The sequence below is a fragment of the Methanomassiliicoccales archaeon genome (assembly GCA_036504055.1).
GTDB lineage: Archaea > Thermoplasmatota > Thermoplasmata > Methanomassiliicoccales > UBA472 > DASXVU01.
Genome location: DASXVU010000012.1, coordinates 1 through 19571 on the forward strand (window position 1 = coordinate 1; position 19571 = coordinate 19571).

General features: G+C 50.5%; 15 protein-coding genes. 4 read left to right on the forward strand and 11 right to left on the reverse strand.

Going from position 1 to position 19571, the window contains the following annotated elements:
* Positions 1-283: 283 nt before the first annotated feature.
* The 10 genes from VGK23_03170 to VGK23_03215 all read right to left on the reverse strand — a co-directional run bounded on the left by VGK23_03170 (position 284) and on the right by VGK23_03215 (position 13815).
* A complete protein-coding gene (locus VGK23_03170; GenBank protein HEY3419529.1) occupies positions 284-3607 on the reverse strand; it encodes a hypothetical protein in 3324 nt (1107 codons plus the stop codon).
* Positions 3608-3841: 234 nt separating this feature from the next.
* On the reverse strand, positions 3842-4165 hold the full coding sequence (locus tag VGK23_03175; GenBank protein HEY3419530.1) for a hypothetical protein: 324 nt from the start codon (positions 4163-4165) through the stop codon (positions 3842-3844).
* A gap of 111 nt (positions 4166-4276) precedes the next feature.
* Complete coding sequence (locus VGK23_03180) at positions 4277-5284, reverse strand: hypothetical protein (protein ID HEY3419531.1); 1008 nt, start codon at positions 5282-5284, stop codon at positions 4277-4279.
* Positions 5281-6717 (reverse strand): glycosyltransferase 87 family protein, encoded by a 1437-nt coding sequence (locus VGK23_03185; GenBank protein ID HEY3419532.1) that lies wholly within the window; start codon positions 6715-6717, stop codon positions 5281-5283. The genes VGK23_03180 and VGK23_03185 overlap by 4 nt, the downstream gene beginning before the upstream one ends.
* Before the next feature lie 366 nt (positions 6718-7083).
* Positions 7084-7824 carry a class I SAM-dependent methyltransferase gene (locus tag VGK23_03190; protein HEY3419533.1) on the reverse strand — a complete coding sequence of 247 codons (741 nt, stop codon included), beginning with the start codon at positions 7822-7824 and terminating at the stop codon, positions 7084-7086.
* Positions 7825-8011: 187 nt separating this feature from the next.
* The gene (locus tag VGK23_03195; GenBank protein HEY3419534.1) at positions 8012-9064 is read right to left on the reverse strand and encodes an NAD-dependent epimerase/dehydratase family protein; all 1053 of its coding nucleotides are present in this window, start codon (positions 9062-9064) and stop codon (positions 8012-8014) included.
* Positions 9061-10077: a 4-hydroxy-2-oxovalerate aldolase gene (gene dmpG, locus VGK23_03200; GenBank protein HEY3419535.1), complete on the reverse strand. Its 1017-nt coding sequence runs from the start codon at positions 10075-10077 to the stop codon at positions 9061-9063. The genes VGK23_03195 and dmpG overlap by 4 nt, the downstream gene beginning before the upstream one ends.
* A gap of 25 nt (positions 10078-10102) precedes the next feature.
* Positions 10103-10984, reverse strand: a complete 882-nt coding sequence (locus tag VGK23_03205) for an acetaldehyde dehydrogenase (acetylating) (GenBank protein HEY3419536.1) — start codon at positions 10982-10984, stop codon at positions 10103-10105.
* A gap of 27 nt (positions 10985-11011) precedes the next feature.
* On the reverse strand, positions 11012-12799 hold the full coding sequence (locus VGK23_03210) for a thiamine pyrophosphate-binding protein (GenBank protein ID HEY3419537.1): 1788 nt from the start codon (positions 12797-12799) through the stop codon (positions 11012-11014).
* Between the two features lie 131 nt (positions 12800-12930).
* Positions 12931-13815 carry an NAD-dependent epimerase/dehydratase family protein gene (locus VGK23_03215; GenBank protein HEY3419538.1) on the reverse strand — a complete coding sequence of 295 codons (885 nt, stop codon included), beginning with the start codon at positions 13813-13815 and terminating at the stop codon, positions 12931-12933.
* Positions 13816-14103: 288 nt separating this feature from the next.
* On the opposite strand from VGK23_03215, the gene rfbF reads away from it, so the two are divergent.
* The 4 genes from rfbF (at position 14104) to VGK23_03235 (ending at position 18645) form a co-directional block, all read left to right on the forward strand.
* Complete coding sequence (rfbF, locus tag VGK23_03220; GenBank protein ID HEY3419539.1) at positions 14104-14874, forward strand: glucose-1-phosphate cytidylyltransferase; 771 nt, start codon at positions 14104-14106, stop codon at positions 14872-14874.
* 6 nt (positions 14875-14880) lie between these two features.
* Positions 14881-15981, forward strand: coding sequence for a CDP-glucose 4,6-dehydratase (gene rfbG, locus VGK23_03225; protein ID HEY3419540.1), 1101 nt, complete (start codon positions 14881-14883; stop codon positions 15979-15981).
* Between the two features lie 40 nt (positions 15982-16021).
* Positions 16022-17338 (forward strand): lipopolysaccharide biosynthesis protein RfbH, encoded by a 1317-nt coding sequence (rfbH, locus tag VGK23_03230; GenBank protein ID HEY3419541.1) that lies wholly within the window; start codon positions 16022-16024, stop codon positions 17336-17338.
* Positions 17339-17532: 194 nt separating this feature from the next.
* On the forward strand, positions 17533-18645 hold the full coding sequence (locus VGK23_03235) for a glycosyltransferase family 4 protein (protein ID HEY3419542.1): 1113 nt from the start codon (positions 17533-17535) through the stop codon (positions 18643-18645).
* A 41-nt stretch (positions 18646-18686) separates the two neighbouring features.
* Here VGK23_03235 and VGK23_03240 read toward each other — a convergent pair whose 3' ends face one another.
* Positions 18687-19472, reverse strand: coding sequence for an ATP cone domain-containing protein (locus VGK23_03240; GenBank protein HEY3419543.1), 786 nt, complete (start codon positions 19470-19472; stop codon positions 18687-18689).
* Positions 19473-19571: the final 99 nt, after the last annotated feature.

A 19571-nucleotide genomic window follows, 5' to 3' on the forward strand; every position in this document is an offset into this window, starting at 1 on the left:
AGTTATCAGAGACGATGACCTCAATCTCGTTCTCATAACCTGCCATCTGATTCAGGATCGATAAAAGGTTGATCTTGAGGAGCTTAGACCGGTTGAAAGTGGGGATGCAGATGGAAAGTAGCGGTTTGCCATTACCACTCATTTGTAGTGCCTCATTTCAAGTCCCCTTATCGGGTACCACATCATAATCCTATCTCTGGCATATGCAATCAAAGGCACTAGACAAGAATCTCGCCGTTTCCACGGAGACATTTATCCTGTCTCGCCTATACGTGTGATCCAACTATCGTTTCTTGCGCCAGCTCCAGATAAAGCATCCTACGATTATGGAAAGAGCAACCCCCATCCCTGCATAACTGAGCCAGTATCCGATCTGCATGTTATTCTGTCCGGTATAGTAGAGGGTAAGGGAAACGGTGCCGTTCCCATGGACCACGTATCCATTCAATATCCCGTCGTTCACAAAGTGCCCTTGCACCGAACCGGTCCCATCGTCCATGGTAAGGACCCAATTCGGGTCATAGCTCTCCCTGAATGCGACGACAGCTTGACCAGTCATGTTGGTCATGGTGATATGGTACTCCACCGGGCTGATCCGGATGAAGGATATTTCTGAATTCTTATAGGTCAGGTTTACGGTCCTGAGGTTGACCTTGTCGCTCTCGATGACCCTCACCCCATCCAGCAAGCATTTCCATGTATCCGAGTCGTTATTGCTCATCTCAATGATGATGTCCACTCGTGCATATGCTGCGTTGGCAGGGACCTCAAGGTTCGTCTGATTCGATCTCCACAGGTTCCATATGGTTCTCTGATCGATGCTCATATTGGATTGCGATATCAGATTGTTATCACTGTCAAGATAGCTGACCTGCACCACGGGTACGATCCGGCCATAGGGCAGGCAATCCGCGGTCACGGAATAGGTCTTGTTCTGATCGATCGCGAACCTGTCCGATATCACCTGATAGTCCTCCACACCTGCCATAGTTATGTCTTGTTGAAACAGGAGCGAATAGACCCCATCCATGTAATTATCCTGATTCGAATAGACGGATATGGGCAATGTGACCGGCTCTGAACCATTTACACTATAGTTGACCTGCCAACCCCCATATCCATAATCGAATGATGGATTGTTGAGGGCATTGACACCTATCTTGTACACCGTTTTGGACGTCAGCAGATTAATGGCTTCCATTCTAGCGGAGTCATAGCTCTCTGACGAGACGATCGATATGGCCGAAATGCCATTGAAACCTGCCAGGTTCTTGACCGTAACCTTGACCGTTTCCTGATCGACGGTGACGATCGGGATCTTCGCCAACAGGAATCCGTCGTAACCGTCGTATGTGTTAATGGTCTGGTTGATTCCATTTGCAGACACCTGCATCTGCCCTCCCTGCTCATTGGCAAAATATCTTAGGACCAGGTATGAATTGCCGCTGTGAGCAGGGGTAATCTCAAGATTGACCTCGTCGGAGGAGCCAATGGTGTAAACCACCCCTCGGTTGAAGTCAAAGTCGAATGAGTACTGCGGCCAATTGACATACGGGTGCCAGACATTCTGGTGCGGGTCCCAGTAACTACCTCTGGACCATTGAGTGGTGGGATTGAAATTGAGCACCTGATCGTAGGGATAAACGGTGGTCATGCTCTTACCGGCGGTGACCAGAGCTTCCATATATGTCAGACTTTCCATCATCTGGCTATCGTTCTTGTCGGAAATTATTATTGGAGCTGCGTTGATCGCTTCCAAACTCACGTCCTGTCCAATGAAATCGTAAGAAAAGTCTTTCGAATATCCAGTGCTTTTCATGAACTGGTTCATCAATCGATATCCGCCATCGGCTAGCACCAGGTCCTGGTTAGTGGAAATCCTATAGTCCGCCCAGAGGTTCTTAAAGATGTATACCATCCCTTGGTGAAACACCTCTAGGAACGTCGAGGAGTTCTCAAGTTTTGAAAGCATGGGTTGGACGAATCCTGCTAGAGCAGGTGTGTCATCATGGACCACAAGATATCCGATGTTGGCCCATCCCAGGTAAGCTGCCAGGGATTCCACATCCTGATTATGGAACACTGAAGCGCTGTAGTATGGATCTATGGCATAATATCCATAATGATTCCAATTGGTTCCGAATAATATCGTCGGTATCGACGATGAGAAGGTCCATATGTCCTGAGAACCGATTGCGGGGCTCCATACCGGCCTACTCGATCCATAGCCAGGCAGGTAAACTGCACGGAAGTCATCACCTAAGGAATCCAAATAGTGACCAGCATTCTGGAACTCAACTGGAACATCGACCGGACCAAAGTTCGAGATCGGATTTGTGAACAATAATGGCCATGAATATGCAGAAATCAGTAGTATGAATACTATGAAGAAGGCGGTCGCTGCCACACTTCTTTTCTTTCCAAATATTCGTGTCTTTCGCCCTTTCACATATCGAATGATTGATAAGAACGCGAAACTGCAAAGGACCGACAAGGATAGAGCGATCAGCGCGTCAGAGACTCTCCATGTCCGGAAAGCCAGCCCAATCGGCGTGTTGAAGAAGAGGTATTCATGGACTGCTTTGAACGGGCTGTCCACATAGAAGAACACGCTGAAAAGGATTATGATGAAAGAGTAGAACAGCACCTCGTTGTATCTGGAGTACCGATAAAGAGCAAAGAAAGCGAAGGCAGTGATTAAGATCGTGGCCGGGAGAAGGTAATTGAGAAGCGAGAAGGGGTTGCTGCTTACCACATAATATGAAGCGAGGTCCATATGGGAGCTCGCGGTCAACATGTTGAATATTGTGGCATGACCCCAGGGACTGCTCAATCCAGACGTTGAGAACGCCGCGGCCTGAGACGACGTCGCGGTTAGTCTGAATATGAGCCGATATGCCATAAGTGAAACGAACAGGAACATGACAGAGAAGAACGCAATGGTCGGGGTCAGGACCTTCTTCTTCAATTTTCCCTCTCTGGCGGAATAACAATAGAACATGTACAAGAATAGAATGATCGGAAAACCTGCCCAGATGAAATGTTCATCCACATTGACCGCCATTGTCACGGCGCATACGGGCAGATATATCCATTTATCATCCAGCGCGGTCTTGGAGAACGTCCAAATGATCCAAGGAAGAGTGGTAAGCGACATTTGGATTCCGACCCAAAAGCTGTCTCCCAACATGAATGAGGGATTGAGGCCGTAGATGAGAGCTCCCATGAATGCCGCGACGTTGATGGTGGCCGAGTCATCCATGCGCTTTCTGAGATAATAACGGATAAGGACGAAAGCTCCCATGAACGCTAGAAATTGGAACGAAAATTTCTCTAACGCAATTATTCCAACCGTCTGCAGGTTCAATACCTGACCAATCACCGAAAACGTGGTACGGAATGAAAGAGGGTCCAGACCGAATGACCCTCCGGAATAGTAATCGTTCCAGGCGTAGTCACCAAGGCTGCCTTGGGGCGAAAGGTAATGTGCGGCAGTTGTGGCCTGGTTCTCCGGTATCATGAACACTTTCAGATTGCCCGAGAATCCGGCCTGCAGATAGGAAAAATTGCATGCGATGGAAATGATGAAGAAGACTGCAACAACCAACCAGAAGCGCCGATCAATTCGAAGCTGACCGATATGCATTCTTACATCAGTGATTATGCTATGGAAAACTCCCAAAACTTCTCACCTGATGACCATTCTTCCTATAGTCCATTGCATAAATAGGACTATAGTTAAAGGTTTGCTCTTTTATTCCATCGATAAAGCTGGCTTTGTCTCCATGATTTTCATCGCTCATACTAATTAAAAATGTCAAATGAACGTCCGAAACGCCTCTCACGGCTCGATTTCCTTTCTTCCTTTCCATAGTTTTCTGACCTTATCTAGCCTGCCGAAGAAAGGCCCCGTCGATCCTTGCGAATCCTCTCCGTCCACCGATCTCGACCTTAACCTATCTATCACGATGATCAAGAGACCAGTTATGAAACTGTAGAAGGCAAGGGTGGCCCAGGGGAGCGGGTCCCAGGAATAGAACACCGCCGATGCCAATAAGAAAACGATGGAGATGAGTATGGGGAATCGCGGATCTACATTCATCAGATATCTCATGAAAAATAGCGTTGCCACCAGTATGAGAACTGCCAGATCAACGATGGACAATCTTCGCCTCGGTTCATTATAATCATCGTCATATTTGTCCTTTGCAGAGGTCGTATCACCTAGATCTGAAAGACAAGCCTATTGCTGGACGTGGTCAAGCAGGATATCAAGTCAAAGGATAAGCAGCCGATTCCGGTGCTGATGATCAGCCAAAGAGAATGCGAAGCAGCTCATAAGGCTGGACGGGGACACATTGACTATGAAGCTGCCAGTGATATGATTCTGGCTTCCATTGACCTGAATCGAATGCAACGGTCCAGACTCCCACGGCAATCCACTGACAAGCATTTTTGCCACATCCCCTGCCACAGCATCCTCCATGGAAGTTGTGAACGGTTGTTCCATAATGTCGCTGAAAAGGACTATACTGCCATTGCCGCGATGTATTAGCGCGGCCGACGTCAACTCAGATTCCCGAGAGTATAAATAGCCAATTGAATGGCCGTATTGCTCTACATCACCTGCTCTCATTCCAAACTTGGGCGACAAATATCTCATATCCAAGCCGGCGGCAGATGCGCTTGCCAAGACCCCATTCCCCCCTTCATATTCAAGAGTCTCATATCTGATGTCATATGGCGCTCTAGAATCATTGCCGCCATTTTCGGTGGAGATGAAAGGGAGCGCCCCCATTCCCAGGCCAAAGATCACCCCCCCTTTATCGACCCAGGACAGCATCGCGCCGCTTTGGTCCGACCAATCTTCAGTTGAATTGACAATTATAAGCACAGACGGGTCCCCTCTCAACACATCAACCACTCCAGAGCGGTCGACCACAGTCACTGATTGATTTGAACCTAGATTTGCCATCTCGGCACTGAGATGATCATACAGACCCAAGACCCGGGCATAGTCTTGCACCGAATATTCACCACGATCGGCGAATATGAAGATCGGTTTGGATTCATACCTGTCCAAAGGAATAAGGACGATGTTGATGGGATCGGAGTATTGGGAGGATGTGATAGAATAATTAACAAGAACCGAATCGTTATTGGCCCCATATCCCCGGATTACCTGTAAAGTGATCTGATCCGGGTTGTTCCAGGGTTGCATCACCGTGGATGTGAGGATCAGTGCCGAAACAATGGCCACAGCAATAATCGATATGATCCTCATGGGCTTTCCTCCGTCGTTCTTTTTCTCAACAGATAGGTCATCGGATCAAATTTTGGCGGAAGGAAAATGGTGTAGAGACAGAACATGGCTGAGAAAACAACGATCCCCAGAACATAGTTGTGGCTCAACGGGTTCGTAGAATTGTAGTAAAGGAAGATGTTCTGGTTCAAAGTAGCAATATCCACCAAACCGATATAACTGGCCAGGGGATAGAGTAGGGCATAGAATGACTGCAGAGAGAATAAGAATAGGGCTCCAATGATCGAAAGAACCATGAATCTCAACTCCATGCGGCGATCCCCGGGTATGAACAGCAGCAAGAGTGGAAGGAGCCATATCAAGTGTTGTGGGTTGGTAAGCGGCTGCAAGACCAAAATGGTCGCCACGAAAAGGATGTGGCCTTTTATCATCCGCTTCTTGAAATCTGGTCCGTTCCTCTCCTTCTCCCTTACCACCCAAAAAGCCCAGAGGACGGACGCTACTAGAATCGCTACGTAGATCAGGGTGGTTAAGTGAAGATCTGGAAAGGTCGTGTCCGGGCTTGTCCCCGGAATGACAACGTTCCATATCGACCAAATACTGAATCCCCCAAATTGCTGGTAGTCCGTCCTTCTTAGGATGACCTCCGTGAATCTTCCTGATGTGATGAAAAAAGGGAGAATGGTCAGCAGGCAAATCGCTCCTCCAGCTACTAGCTCAAGTAATTGCCTCCTTCCTCTTCTGGTGATCCAAGGTATCGTTTTCTCCCTGTTTAGGAGAACGATCATCGTTATATAGAAAAAGAATAGGAACGCTGGATATATCTTTAGGAGGGTACCCAAGCCCAGTGCAAGACCGACAAAGAGATATTTTTCTTTAATGGCAAAATAAATGGCAATAAGGGTCATCAAGGCTGGAAGCACATCGAACTGGCCCATAATGGAGCCCGTCAGTATGACCAAAGGGTTCAGGAACCACAGGATGAACGCCCTTTTTGCCCATACTTGGTTGGACAGGTCCCGAACGATAGCATAGATAAAAAGGCCGGCCAACAGGTCCCCGATGATCATAGGTGTTTTGATCGCCAGATTGAATGATGGGCTAGTTACATAGGGCACCAGCATTTTCGTGCTCTGCGCCACTCCCACCATGGAAGGTTGAAACATGACGAAGGTTGATGGGTCCTGGAACAACGATAACAGAAGAGTGAATGGATAAGTGATGACCATAAAGAGCGGGGGATATGAGTACATGACATGCCCATAAACGCCCAAGCCTGACAGAGAATCTACCATGGCGGAATAATATGGATACATATCGTATGTCCATGAAGTGAAAGGGGCTATGAGAAAGCGGATTGCCAGTCCTATCAACGCGATGATTACAATTCCTTTGAATGGAAGGAGGAACGACGTTGCTCTTTTCCACATCAGCCTTAATGAACCATCAACCATGGTCTCTACTCACCGAACTCATTTTCACGGTCATCAAGTTAGAACTCGTCCACTTGGCCTTGCAAGACCATCTTTTCTTTTAAACTTTGTCAACAGATAAAGATACCGTTTTGCATGCAATTCTGGCTCCTTTTATGAGACAACAATGATTTTCGCTTATGGCTTAGCATCAAGCGCATGGATCTTTAGCCTGAAAGTCAACCTTAATAGTTATTTTAATAGTCTTATAAAAATAGCTATCCAGCGAAGAATTTTACGCAATGGGAAAAAGTGCATGGCATTACTTCATCAAACGGTCCGCGATCAAGAGAAGGGCTAGCGACCAGGGGTCGGTCGCTTGGTGTCATTCTCTTATGAACCGGTTTCTCAACCCGCTTTCAAGAGTTCCTGGACGTCAAAATAGATGTCCTTGACCTCGTTCTTGGGATTCTCCCCTTTCTTCGAGATCACAATAAGCCTTTCGGACAATCTGGGAATCCTTGTCGCTATGTAATAGCTGATCCTATTCTCAATTGGGTAGATGAAAGTCCCCTGTGCTTTAGACACGGATAGTCCATTGAGTTCCAGGGTCTTATTCAAGATTCGAAGGGTGAAATCGCGCACGTGTACCGATTTGTACCTCGCAGATTGCATCGGTGGCAGGTCTAGAACTATCTGCATGGCCCATGATACTGGATGGGAAACATTTGGTGTGCAAACGATGATGCTCCCCTCCGGTTTTATGACCCTTCTTGCCTCCCTCAACATTCGATCAGGATTTATTATATGCTCTATCAGATCATTCATTACGACGACATCGAAAAATGAGTCTGGATAAGGCATATTATCAGCTTCGAGGTCGCACTCGACGGAGCAATAGCCTTTATTTTTGGAGACTCTTAAGGCTTCTTGCGAGATATCGATACCATGCACTTCGATATTGTCCTTCCTGCAGAAGTTTTCCAGGAGCTGGCCGCCACCGCAACCAACATCTAGCATTTTAAACTGATGAACTGAGCTCTTCTTTACGAACCCTTGGATTATGTTCTCAATTACTATGTCCGATCGCTCCTTTCTATTTTTGACATCGACCTTTTCGAAGGTCTCTTTCTGAAAAGATGAACTCATCTAATGCCTCTATAATGCGCGTCAAAACACAATGATTGGATTTATTGTTTTCTGATGTCGAACGTGGATTCATTAGTTAGTGTTGTTACCACTTATAATATATATAATATTATATATAAAAAAAACAATTCATTAATATATCCATGGTCCAAATGTTGAAGTTCGTGGAGCACATGGCTACCATCTCTCAATGGATCTGGTTCCACCTTATTGTCCGGTTGATGGCAGTATCTAGGTCAACACTGATCCCGAGTTGCATCTTCCTCCGGACCAGGTCGACATTGGGTACGAACTTCGAAGCCTGCTCCTCCGAGCCTCTGGACAAACCGCTGATTATCTTCGGCGGCAGCGGAAAATTGGATGCGATCTTCAGGGCCAGGTCCTGTAAGGATATCGGATCGGGGCTGCCAACGTTGTAGCTCTGGCCTACCTCTCCCCTGACCAAGATGTTCAGGAGCCACCAGGCCATATCTGAGGGGTACATGTAGCTTCTGACGGTCCTCCCGTCCCCCAGGATCCGGATGGGTCCGCCAAGCAGACCGTCCCTGATGAAATTGTTGATCGCCCACGGTCTGTCCAAAGACTGGTACGGGCCGATGAAGGCAAACGGACGGGCGGTTACGATCGGCAGCCGATGCTGATTCCGGTAGATGGAACAGATGACCTCCGCCATTCTCTTCGATTCCGCATAGGCCGAGCCAAAGGCTCCGCAATCGATACCCCCCATCATGCTCTCCGATATTCCTGTCGTTTCCCAGGGTTGGGTTCCGTAGATCAATCCCGAGCTCAGGTTCAGGATCTTCCTAGCGTCCGATAGCCTTGAAGCATATTCAAGAAGCGAATCGGTCCCGTCCACAATTGTCTGGACGGTCCTGAGGGGATCCGATGCATGGGCTCTCCTGTCGGGGGTGGCCGCGGCGTGGATGATGTAGGTGACGTCCGACGGGATGTCGGTCAGGTTCCTTATGTCCCTCTCGATCAGATGCACATCGTCGCGGTTCGCGATGTGCGGAACGTTCTTTCTGAAACTACCAGTGTTGGTGGCCAATAGCTCCAGTTTTGTCCTGAAATCATGCTGATCGTTGAGATGGATGACCAGCTCGGACAGCCAGGTCCCGACGAAACCGGTTCCCCCGGTTATGAGCAGGGTTTCGTTCCTCAATGGGTCCAGCAGATCCGTTCCAGAAGACGTGACTGCCTCCAGGTCTTGAACGATCATGTTACGCTGAGAGGTATTCATCGGGCTCCCCTTCCCTTGGACGCAAGTTCCGCCGCCACCTCGATGATAATATCTTCCTGGCCTCCGACCACTTGCCTCCTGCCTAGTTCAAAGAAGACGTCACGGGGGTCAACTTGATACTCCTTGGAGATCCTCTCCACCGGCTTAGAGAACCCTGAAAAGACACCGGCCATTCCACTGACGACGCTCAAGGACCTGATCCTCGGTATCTCCTTCATCAGGTCCTTCTCAGCCACATCGGCGGCATCCAGCAATTTATAGAGATCGATGCCGGTGGAATATCCTGATTTTTCCAGCACTGCCACCGCCACCTCGATCTGGGCATTGCCGGCACCGGCCCCGAAACCTCGCGCGGCCCCGTCGATGATGGTGGCACCGGCCTCGACCGCCGCCATCGCGTTCGCGATTCCCATGCCCAGGTTATTGTGGGCATGGAATCCCACAGGAATGTTCAATTTTCCCACCAGGAGAGCGATCCGCTCCTTCACCTGCGCAGGAAGATAGGCGCCGGCGGAATCATAGATGACAACCCCTTCAGCTCCATAGGACTCCATCTTCTGCGCTTCCACCACCAGAACATCAGGGGAGGCCATATGGCTCATCATCAGGGCTCCGATGGCCTCTTTCCCCTTTTCCCTAACGAAACTAATGTGCCTTTGGGTGATGTCGGCCTCGGTGCAGTGTGACGCAACCCGTACCACATCCACACCCAACTCCAGTGATTTCCCTAGGTCCCTCTTGATGGTGGCAAATCCGGGCATGTCGTGAATGGCAAGTTTCGACGTGGTCAGGCATGATTTCGCCGCTGTCAGCATCCTCTCGTCATCAATCGCGCTTAATCCAACCTGCAGAGATGATGCCCCCAGGCCGTTCCCGTGTCCGACCTCCACTATGGGAACCCCAGCCGCGTTAGCGGCCTTGGCGTATGACATTATTTGCTCCACCGACAGTTGGTGGGCTACCGCATGGTTACCATCCCTTAGCGTCACATCATGTACGGTGATTCTTGACATGGACCATCCTTAATAGGCCACACCTTTATTTGTTCATTATGATTTGTTTGGCGAAGCGTTCTGCCATGGAAATCCCAGCACAGTTGATTATGTCCATGTTCCCCGCATATTTCGGAAGGTAGTCTCCCATTCCCCTGACCCTTACCATGACCACCACCCGGTTCGCCTCGATTGTCGGCGCGACCAGCAGACTGTATCCTGGAACATAGTTCTGTATCCTCTTTACCATGGCATCGACCTCCTGCTTCAGAAGTTCCATGTTAGGCCGTTTCACCTTTGCGAAGACAGTCGTTTGCATATCGATCGATGGGTTGGCTGGGTTCAGGATCAGTATGGCCTTGACATTCTCGCAATGAGAGAACTTCCTCAATCCTCTTTCGGTGGTGTCCACGTATTCGTCCAGGTTCTGTCTTGTGGCCGGACCGGCACTTCTTGAGGCGATGCTCGAGACCACCTCAATATACTCGACATCCTCCTGGGTTCTTCCAACCACGTTTGCCAGAGGTATCGATGCCTGCCCTCCGCAGGTGATCATGTTGATGTTATCATAATCGAGACACTCCTCCAGATTGATTGCCGGAACGCACATCTCACCGATGCCTGAAGGGGTCATGTCGATGACCTTCTTGTCAAGCTTCTTCAGGATCGGCCAATGTTTGCTGTGGTCCAAGGCCGAGGTCGCGTCAAAGACCAGATCGCAGATGTCCGGGTTTCTTTCGATCGCGTCGATGCTCAGATCGGACACCTTTACACCCAGGCTATTTGCCTTGTTCATGCCTGGGGTTCCGAGATGGCGTCCGATGAATAGTGAACACTCGATGTAGGGGGATCTCATCGTCTTGACCAGCAGGTCCGTTCCGATGTTGCCGCTACCCAGGATCGCTACCTTGACCTTATTGGTGATCATTCTGCTGCACCTGCAATGTTACTGCCTTTACTTGCATCCGCTGCGAACGTTGCAGGCCAGATACTCTTCCCTGGGGAGGAACGGGAACATGTCATCATACGGCATCGACTTCATGCTTCCATCATCCATTTTCTTCGAAGCGATCCTTGGGATTAGGATCTGGTTTGGCGGGTTCATCACTTCACAGATCATGGGTCCCTCCTCGGTGAATATTGGCATTATGGACGATTCGAGACCTTCAGTGCTTTCGATCCGCATATACTTCATTCCGTAGGCTTCTGCCAGCTTTGAAAGGTCAGGGAAACTCACCCCGTTGTCCTTATCCGTTCCGATGTGCCGACCTCCCTGGAAGTTGTTCTGCGTGAGCCGGATCAGCAGATATCCGTTATTATTAAGTACAATCAATTTAATAGGAAGTTTATTGTGGACTATGGTCTGCAATTCCTGGATGTTCATCTGGAGGGATCCATCACCCGATATGCAATAAATATCCCGGCTTGGGAAAGCCGAGGCCATCCCGATCGACCCAGGCATATAGCCCATCGTTGAAAGGCCTCCGGTTATCAGATGTCTTTGCCCGTACTTCACCTCGAAGGCCTGAGCATAGGCATGGAAGCATGAGCCGGTATCGACAAGGAACAAAGCATCCCCTGGCGCCTTTTTGGAAAGCACGCGGTAGAAATGATAGGAATTGATCCCCTCCCTCTCGTTCAGGTATTCAGGCAGGTCAACCGGATAGGTCCGTTTCCATTCCTGGGTCTGCTTGGTCCACTCCACATAGGGGAACGTGAAACCTTCAAGAGCCTTGTTCAATTTGACGAAGAATTCTTTGGCATCGGCTAGGATGGCGACATCTGGAATCACAGAAGGCTTTTTCAGTTCCTCCTCGTCGATATCGACAACGATCTTCTTCGCATGTTTTGCGAAATCCTGATAGTCATAACTGACCAGACCTATGGCTAGTCTGCAGCCGACGCTGATAAATAGGTCGGAGTTCTGGATCGTGAAATTGCTGGGGCGATCCCCATATGTCCCTGGCCGGCCAACGAAGCACGGGTCATTGTGGTCGATGAGGTCCATTCCCAACCTTGATGTCATGACCGGTATCTTCACATGGTCGACAAATGAATGGAACTCTTCGAGCGCATCCGCCAATCGGATTCCAGCTCCCACCAACAGGCATGGCCTTTTGCTGTTCTTGATATCCTCGGCGACCAATTTGACCTGTTCATCAAGGCTCGGTCCGTCTCGTACCGATAATGGAGGCACATATCCTTCTTGATCGTCAGGATCAAAGCTTGCTCCCTGAATATCGATCGGACATTCTATCCAGACCGGTCCGACCCTGGCCTCCTTCGCGAGGAAGATGCATTTCTCCACCTCATACTTGACCCTGGAGAGGTCATCAAGCATGACCGCATATTTGGTGACGTTCTTGAATATCGGAAGGGTGTTGAAACCTTGAAGTGCGAACTGTCTGGGCCCTGTGACCTTGGCCTGAGAGACCTTGGATTGGCCGGAAACAATTATGCACGGTGCCGAATCCACATACGCTCCCACCACTCCGGTCAGGGTGTTCAAAGCTCCAGGTCCGGCGGTGACATAGGCCACTCCCAATTTTCCCGTGGAGCGCCCATATGCGTCTGCCGCCATAACCGCTGCCTGTTCATGGTGACAACATACATATCTCTGTTTTCCGTGTTGCAGGAGGGCATCCGTCAGATGCATGATCATGCCTCCGGTTATCAGGAAGACACAATCTCCTCCGGCATCATACAGACGATGAGTGATATAGTCAGCTACACGGATTTTCATGACATCACATCTTATTTTCTACGGTAATGATTGAGAACGGTTATATTATTCTAGCGGTATTCATTCGATATCTCTGACTCAGTCCTGGATGAACGATTAACATAACGATTATCAGTGACCTCATGACTCGTTCAATGTTTGTCGACGAGCAGCAGGTTCCGGTCGATCATTCCGAGATTCTGTGCGTAGAATCTGAACAGCGATCCGATCGAATCGTTCAGAGGGGTGAAATGGAAGTCCTTCAATTCCTGCATTATCCGGGAGTTATCGCCGCTGTACTCCAATTGCTGACCCTCCTGTTGGACATCGATATCTAGGTTCGTTCCTGATATCTCCCTCACCATCCTCGCCAAAGTGATGAGGTCCACCGTTCTTCCGGTGCAAGCGTTATAGTGACGGTGTTTCATCTTGTTCCTGCTGGCCTCTCCGATCATGCGAACCAGATCGTCCACCCATATGTAGTCGAAGAAAACATTCTTCCTTATGCTGATCGGTAAACCGAATAGCGCCTTGCACATCGCGTTCGAGATGAAGCGTATCTCCCAATCCTCGTAGGGTCCAAAACAACCGAAGACCCGCAAATCTATGATGTTGTCCAACGAATCAATAGTCTTGGCCATTATATATTTGGATAACCCATATTGATCTACTGGGATGTGCCGATCGAAATATTCCTCCTTCATGGAGGGCAGATAGTAACGCCTGTCGTACTCTGCTCCCGACCCCAAGTAGATCATCTTCCCGAATCTGTCGCTCAGTCTGGTCAGATTAAAGAACATCAACAGGTTTTTCTCTAGCACCAGGTGGGTGTCTTTCTTGGAGTTGGCGGTTGAATTCCAGGTGGCGGTATGGATCACAATGTCGAAATCATGGGAATTGATGTATCCCTCCACCGCTGCCTGATCCAGTAGGTCCAACTCTTTACTGGTCGGAGCACATATCTCCATGTCAGTGGGGAGCTTCTCAACCAGATTCCTCCCGATGAATCCACGGCCTCCGGTGACGAACACCTTCATGATCTTCCCTCAGAAATTGTTTGCATGGCCATTGCATACCCGAATTGCCAGGTAACTATTAATAGCCATGATAACGGAGAATCGTTAAATCGCTGAGTTCTGCCCGAGATAAATAATGGTAGCAGATCATTTCTGAATGCGTTTGATCAAGGGCATAGGGTCCTGAAGAGATGGTATATGGTTTATAAACCGATAGAGATAAAAAATGCCGGAATAATATAATATTATTGAAAATAACGAGTAAATTCATATACTATCTAACAATAATGTGGAATCCAAGGGTACCACATGAAGGTAGTCATCCTGGCTGGAGGCTTTGGCACTAGATTGAGCGAGGAGACGGTCGACCGCCCCAAACCGATGGTCGAGATTGGGGGTATGCCGATAATTTGGCATATCATGAAGCATTACTCGTTCTACGGTTTCAATGATTTTGTGATCTGCTTAGGATACAAAGGTTACATGATCAAGGAGTATTTTGCCAATTATTTCATCCATATGTCCGATGTGACCGTGGACCTGAAGAACAACAAGATCGAGGTCCACAGCGCCCACGCCGAGCCCTGGAAGGTGACCATGGTCGATACGGGGACGGAGACCATGACCGGTGGAAGATTAAAAAGGGTGCAGGAGTACGTTGGTGAAGACACCTTCATGATGACCTATGGGGACGGGGTCAGTGATCTCAACCTCAAATCACTGGTCAAGTTCCACAAATCAAAGAAGGTCAAGGCAACGCTCACGGCGGTCAAACCTACCGGAAAGTGGGGCCAACTTGACATAGGCCAAAAGGACATAGTCGAATCCTTTGTGGAGAAGCCTAAAGGGGATGGGAGCTACATCAACGGTGGTTTCTTCGTTCTAGAACCGGAGGTCTTCGATTTCATCAAGGGTGATTCCACGATATGGGAGCGGGATCCCCTGGAAGGTCTGGCCAAAGGTCAAAAACTGGCCGCATACAAATATGACGGTTTCTGGTATGCCATGGATACCCTGAGGGATAAGATGTATCTTGAGAACCAGTGGGCCTCCGGTCAGGCACCGTGGAAATCTTGGTGATCTCAGTTGGCATCGCAGGATCTTTCATTTTACAGGGGCAAACGTATCTTCCTAACTGGCCATACCGGGTTCAAGGGTGGATGGCTCGCTTCCTGGCTGAACAAGCTGGGAGCCACGGTCCATGGGTTTTCACAGTCCCCCGGTACTGAACCGAGTTTCTTCGTTTCTGCCCACATCGAGGAGCAGATAGAAAGCGAGATCGGGGACATCCGCGACCTTTCGGGCCTGAAACGGTCTATGAAGAAGTTCGAACCGGACCTGGTCTTCCACCTTGCCGCCCAACCCTTGGTCCGGCTTTCATATGAGAGGCCGGTCGAGACCTTCGAAACCAACGTAATGGGAACGGTCAACGTCTTGGAGGCCTTGAGGGAATGTCCCGGAACCAAAGCCTGTGTGATGATAACCAGTGATAAATGCTACCAGAATAACGAGTGGGTCTATTCGTATAGGGAAAACGACCCCATGGGGGGCCATGACCCGTACAGCGCCAGCAAAGGGGCGGCGGAGATCGTCATCGGCTCATACCGTTCCGCGTTCTTCGCCAAAGCCGCCAAGGAAGGCATCGGATGCGGCGTGGCCAGTGCCCGGGCCGGTAATGTCATCGGCGGAGGGGACTGGGCCCTCGACCGGATCGTTCCGGACAGCATGAGGAGCCTAAAGGCCTCCAAGCCCATCGTGGTCAGAAGTCCATCGGCGGTACGCCCTTGGCAGCATGTAATGGAGCCCTTGTACGGCTATCTGTGCCTAGGCCGGTCGCTGGCGAACTCGCCAGGCGATTTCGATTCGGCATGGAACTTCGGCCCGGCATCCAGCAACGTCGACGTAGCTTCCCTGACAGAGATGATAATAAAGGAATGGGGATCAGGGAAATGGATAGACACATCAAATCCATTGGACCGACATGAGGCCCATTTCCTGCGCCTGGACAGCACGAAGTCCTATAGCCTTCTCGGGTGGCAGGGCATACTGGATGTAGCGGAGGCGGTAGCGTTAAGCGTCGAGTGGTACAAAGCTTACTACGCTGAAGAGGACATGTCCGCAAGGACGGAAGACCAGATCTCAGAATATATGGAGAAGGTGGATTTGCATTCGAAGGGCATGGGGTGATGGCCTGACTGACCACAATGAAGTTCTGAACAACCGCAAATTGGACCGTGATCCCCGGGCAGCCGAGCTCCGAGATTCCATCCTGAAACTGGTGGATGAGTATTTCTCCTTGGCCCATGCCAAGGCGGAGTTCGTACCGGGGAAGACACCTGTGCCGGTGTCAGGCAAGGTTTTCGATGGGGTCGACGGGCAATTCCTGGTGGCATCCTCTCTGGATTTCTGGTTGACCACCGGCAGGTTCAACGATCTGTTCGAGAGCAAATTCAAGGACTTCATCAGGAGCGAGCATGCCCTGACAACCAACTCCGGTTCCTCGGCCAACCTCCTGGCGGTCACGGCCCTTACATCCAAGAAGCTAGGGAATGACCGGTTGAGGAAGGGGGACGAGGTCATCACGGTGGCGGCGGGTTTTCCCACAACGCTCAATCCCATCATCCAGAACGGTCTCGTCCCGGTGTTCGTCGACGTAGGTTTGCCAACATACAACGTTGACCCGGACCTCCTAGAGGGAGCGGTAACCGAAAAGACCAAGGCAATGATCTTCGCCCACACCCTGGGAAATCCATTCGAGATCGACAAGATCGTCGCTTTTGCCGAGGAGCATGATCTATGGCTGGTGGAAGATTGTTGCGATGCCCTCGGTTCCAAGTACGATGCCAGTCCGGTCGGAACGTTCGGCGACATCGGCACGTTCAGCTTCTATCCAGCTCACCACATTACCATGGGGGAGGGCGGTGCAGTGGCCACAGACGACGATGTTCTGGCCAAGGCCATAGAATCATTCCGGGATTGGGGTCGCGATTGTCATTGCCCCCCCGGACATGACAACACCTGCAGGAACCGTTACGGCTTCAAATTCGAGAACCTTCCTCAGGGCTATGACCACAAGTATGTCTATTCCGAGGTGGGCTACAACCTGAAGATATCGGATATGCAGGCTGCGGTGGGGCTGTCCCAGATGGAGAAGTTACCCGGTTTCATCCTCAGACGAAAGGAGAACTTCACGAGGTTGCGTTCGTTGCTTGCCGATCTCGAGGGATCGCTTCTTCTGCCGGAGCCGACACAGAAGAGTGAGCCGGCCTGGTTCGGTTTCCCGATATCTGTAAAAGAAGGGTTCGCGGAGAGGAACCGGCTCCTGGAATTCCTCGATCGAAAAAAGATCGGGACCAGGCTGCTGTTCGGGGGCAACCTGACAAAACAACCGTACTTCAAAGATATCGTCCACCGCAAGATCGGCGCTCTTTCCAACACCGACAAGATAATGAACCAGACGCTATGGTTGGGGGTCTATCCCGGACTGACCGAGGAAATGATCGCGTATGTCAGCGCTTCATTGCACGAATTCTTCTCGCGTTAACGGTCGGCATAGGATCCGGGACACGAATCGACAATGGCCTTGGAAAAGGCTAAAGGGACGGTCCACGGATGCAAGTGAAAATCGGTCCCGTCCTGACCAAGACCGGTTGAGACCATCCAATTTGCCGTCATCAAACCATAGATACTTGGACATGTCAGTATTTCCATAAGGCAGGACACCGATTGAGGAGTAAGATGCGTATCCTAGTGGTCACCAAGTATTATCATCCAGTCATCGGCGGAGTGGAGACCCTGGTCCGCACGCTGGCTGAACGTCACGTTCTCGCAGGACACCAATGCACCGTGGTATGCATGGACCATTCCAAGGACTCTGACGAGATCATAAACGGCGTGCATGTCATACGTTTCCATAGGCAGGGTCTCGCCTGCACCGGTATCCACCTCGGGATAAGGGATTGGCTGATCTCGAACGCCACACCGGACCAATTCGATATCGTGAACATTCATAACTTCCATTCGCCACAGGCATTGATGGCTGCTTTCTACTGCCGTGAGCAGGGGCTTCCGTTCGTGTTCACCACGCATTATCACGGACACGGACAGAACAGGAAACGCGATCTCCTTTTCCGGGTCTATCGCATCTATGGGGCCAACATCTACCGTTGGTCCGAAAAGAATATCTGCGTTTCGAACTTCGAGAAGGAGCTGGTCCAGAACGATTTCCACCTGCCGGACAGCAGCATCGTCATAGTGCCCAACGGTGGCCGGGATTACCGGAAAGTGGACGTGCCTAGGGAGGGTTCGATACTCTACGTGGGAAGGCTGGTGAAATACAAGGGAGTGGATCACATACTGTCGGCGATGTCCCTGCTCAAAGGTCAGGGAAAGACCGTTCAGTTAAGGGTCGTCGGAACCGGACCGGAGAAGGAATCGCTTCTCAGGATGGCCGAAGAGACCGGACTGACTGGACAGATCGTGTGGTTGGAGGGCATAAGCGAAGAACAGCTGAATGCGGAGTACCACAGGGCCGGTGTCCTGATCCTCCTGTCAACCCTGGAGGCCTACGGTCTGGTAATAGCGGAGGCGTTGAAGTCCGGGACGCCCTGCATTGTGGCCAAGACGTCAGCCCTCACCGAGTTCACATCCGAACCGGGATGTCTGGGGGTGGAATATCCCCCGGACGCGAAAGAGGTCGCAGCGCTCATAGAGAAGGCACTGCAAGGGGACATAAAGGTCGGCCCCCTCAGCGACAAACTGATCTCCTGGCAACAGGTGTCGGATCGATACCTCGACATCTACGGCGAGGCCATTGACGGGTTCCATTCACGGACCGGCAACGCTCAGTGACCTGATGGCGCGGTATCCGATCCGGTCCTTTTCATTTGTCCTCAGAGCCCGAGTTCCTCCGCTGCCTCGATCGCCCTCTGTGCTGAATCACGACCCAACGATCTTACGACATCCTCCCGTTTGTCTAGAATATCCCGGACAAGGACCATGTCCTTCTCCAGTAGCGTCCTGATCTCCGATCTCTTCAGGTCAAGCATGGTTACTGGGAAGAGATGATACCGTTCGATTAGCTCTTCCAGGCCTCCCTTTTCCGGTTGTCTCCATCCGATCAGTTTCATGCAGACGCAGTCTGCATACTTCACCACATCGCTGGAGAATCTCGTGTTTGTGACCAGGAAGGGGCACTGCAGATCACTGGAACCGTCAACGTCCAGGAACCTGCCGTAGGTGTATAATGCGGTCTGGATGCTGCATTTCAGTGACAGAGAGTTATGGAACTTGCATTCCACCATGAAACGCTGATGGTCCTTCTCCATCATGACATCGATCTCGTGGGTCACGCACCTGCCCTGGATCGTTTCCCGCACCCTTGCCTCGTAGCCCATCGCCTGGAAGAGCCTGAATATCAATGTCTCGAAGTTGCGCCCGTCCGGCCCCAGGGCAAGGATGGCCTTCTTCAGCCCAAACCGGGCCGCGGTGCGGGCGTTAAGCATGGTCCGGATATGGCGATAGACCTCCTCCGTAGTGATGCCATCGTAGAGCCTGGGCAACAACCGGTCGATGATGTCCTCGGCCTCATCGGACGAGGCACCGGCCCTCAATACCGCAACCTTGGTCTTGGAACGATCGAACTCTTCGATTTGACCGGATCGTTTCGTTACCTTCACACGCTCACCGAAAGATACGGAGCGATGGCCCGGGATAAATCAGTATTCCCGATTCGATGGACGTATGTCCCTGGCTGCGGGACCATGTAATTCCCTGGA

Excerpts from the sequence above, each read along its gene's own strand:
- VGK23_03185 (HEY3419532.1), bottom strand. The coding sequence starts at position 6,717 with ATGGTTGATGGTTCATTAAGGCTGATGTGGAAAAGAGCAACGTCGTTC.
- VGK23_03190 (HEY3419533.1), bottom strand. The coding sequence starts at position 7,824 with ATGAGTTCATCTTTTCAGAAAGAGACCTTCGAAAAGGTCGATGTCAAA.
- dmpG (HEY3419535.1), bottom strand. The coding sequence starts at position 10,077 with ATGTCAAGAATCACCGTACATGATGTGACGCTAAGGGATGGTAACCAT.
- VGK23_03215 (HEY3419538.1), bottom strand. The coding sequence starts at position 13,815 with ATGAAGGTGTTCGTCACCGGAGGCCGTGGATTCATCGGGAGGAATCTG.
- VGK23_03210 (HEY3419537.1), bottom strand. The coding sequence starts at position 12,799 with ATGAAAATCCGTGTAGCTGACTATATCACTCATCGTCTGTATGATGCC.
- VGK23_03235 (HEY3419542.1), top strand. The coding sequence starts at position 17,533 with ATGCGTATCCTAGTGGTCACCAAGTATTATCATCCAGTCATCGGCGGA.
- rfbF (HEY3419539.1), top strand. The coding sequence starts at position 14,104 with ATGAAGGTAGTCATCCTGGCTGGAGGCTTTGGCACTAGATTGAGCGAG.
- VGK23_03205 (HEY3419536.1), bottom strand. The coding sequence starts at position 10,984 with ATGATCACCAATAAGGTCAAGGTAGCGATCCTGGGTAGCGGCAACATC.
- VGK23_03180 (HEY3419531.1), bottom strand. The coding sequence starts at position 5,284 with ATGAGGATCATATCGATTATTGCTGTGGCCATTGTTTCGGCACTGATC.
- VGK23_03195 (HEY3419534.1), bottom strand. The coding sequence starts at position 9,064 with ATGAATACCTCTCAGCGTAACATGATCGTTCAAGACCTGGAGGCAGTC.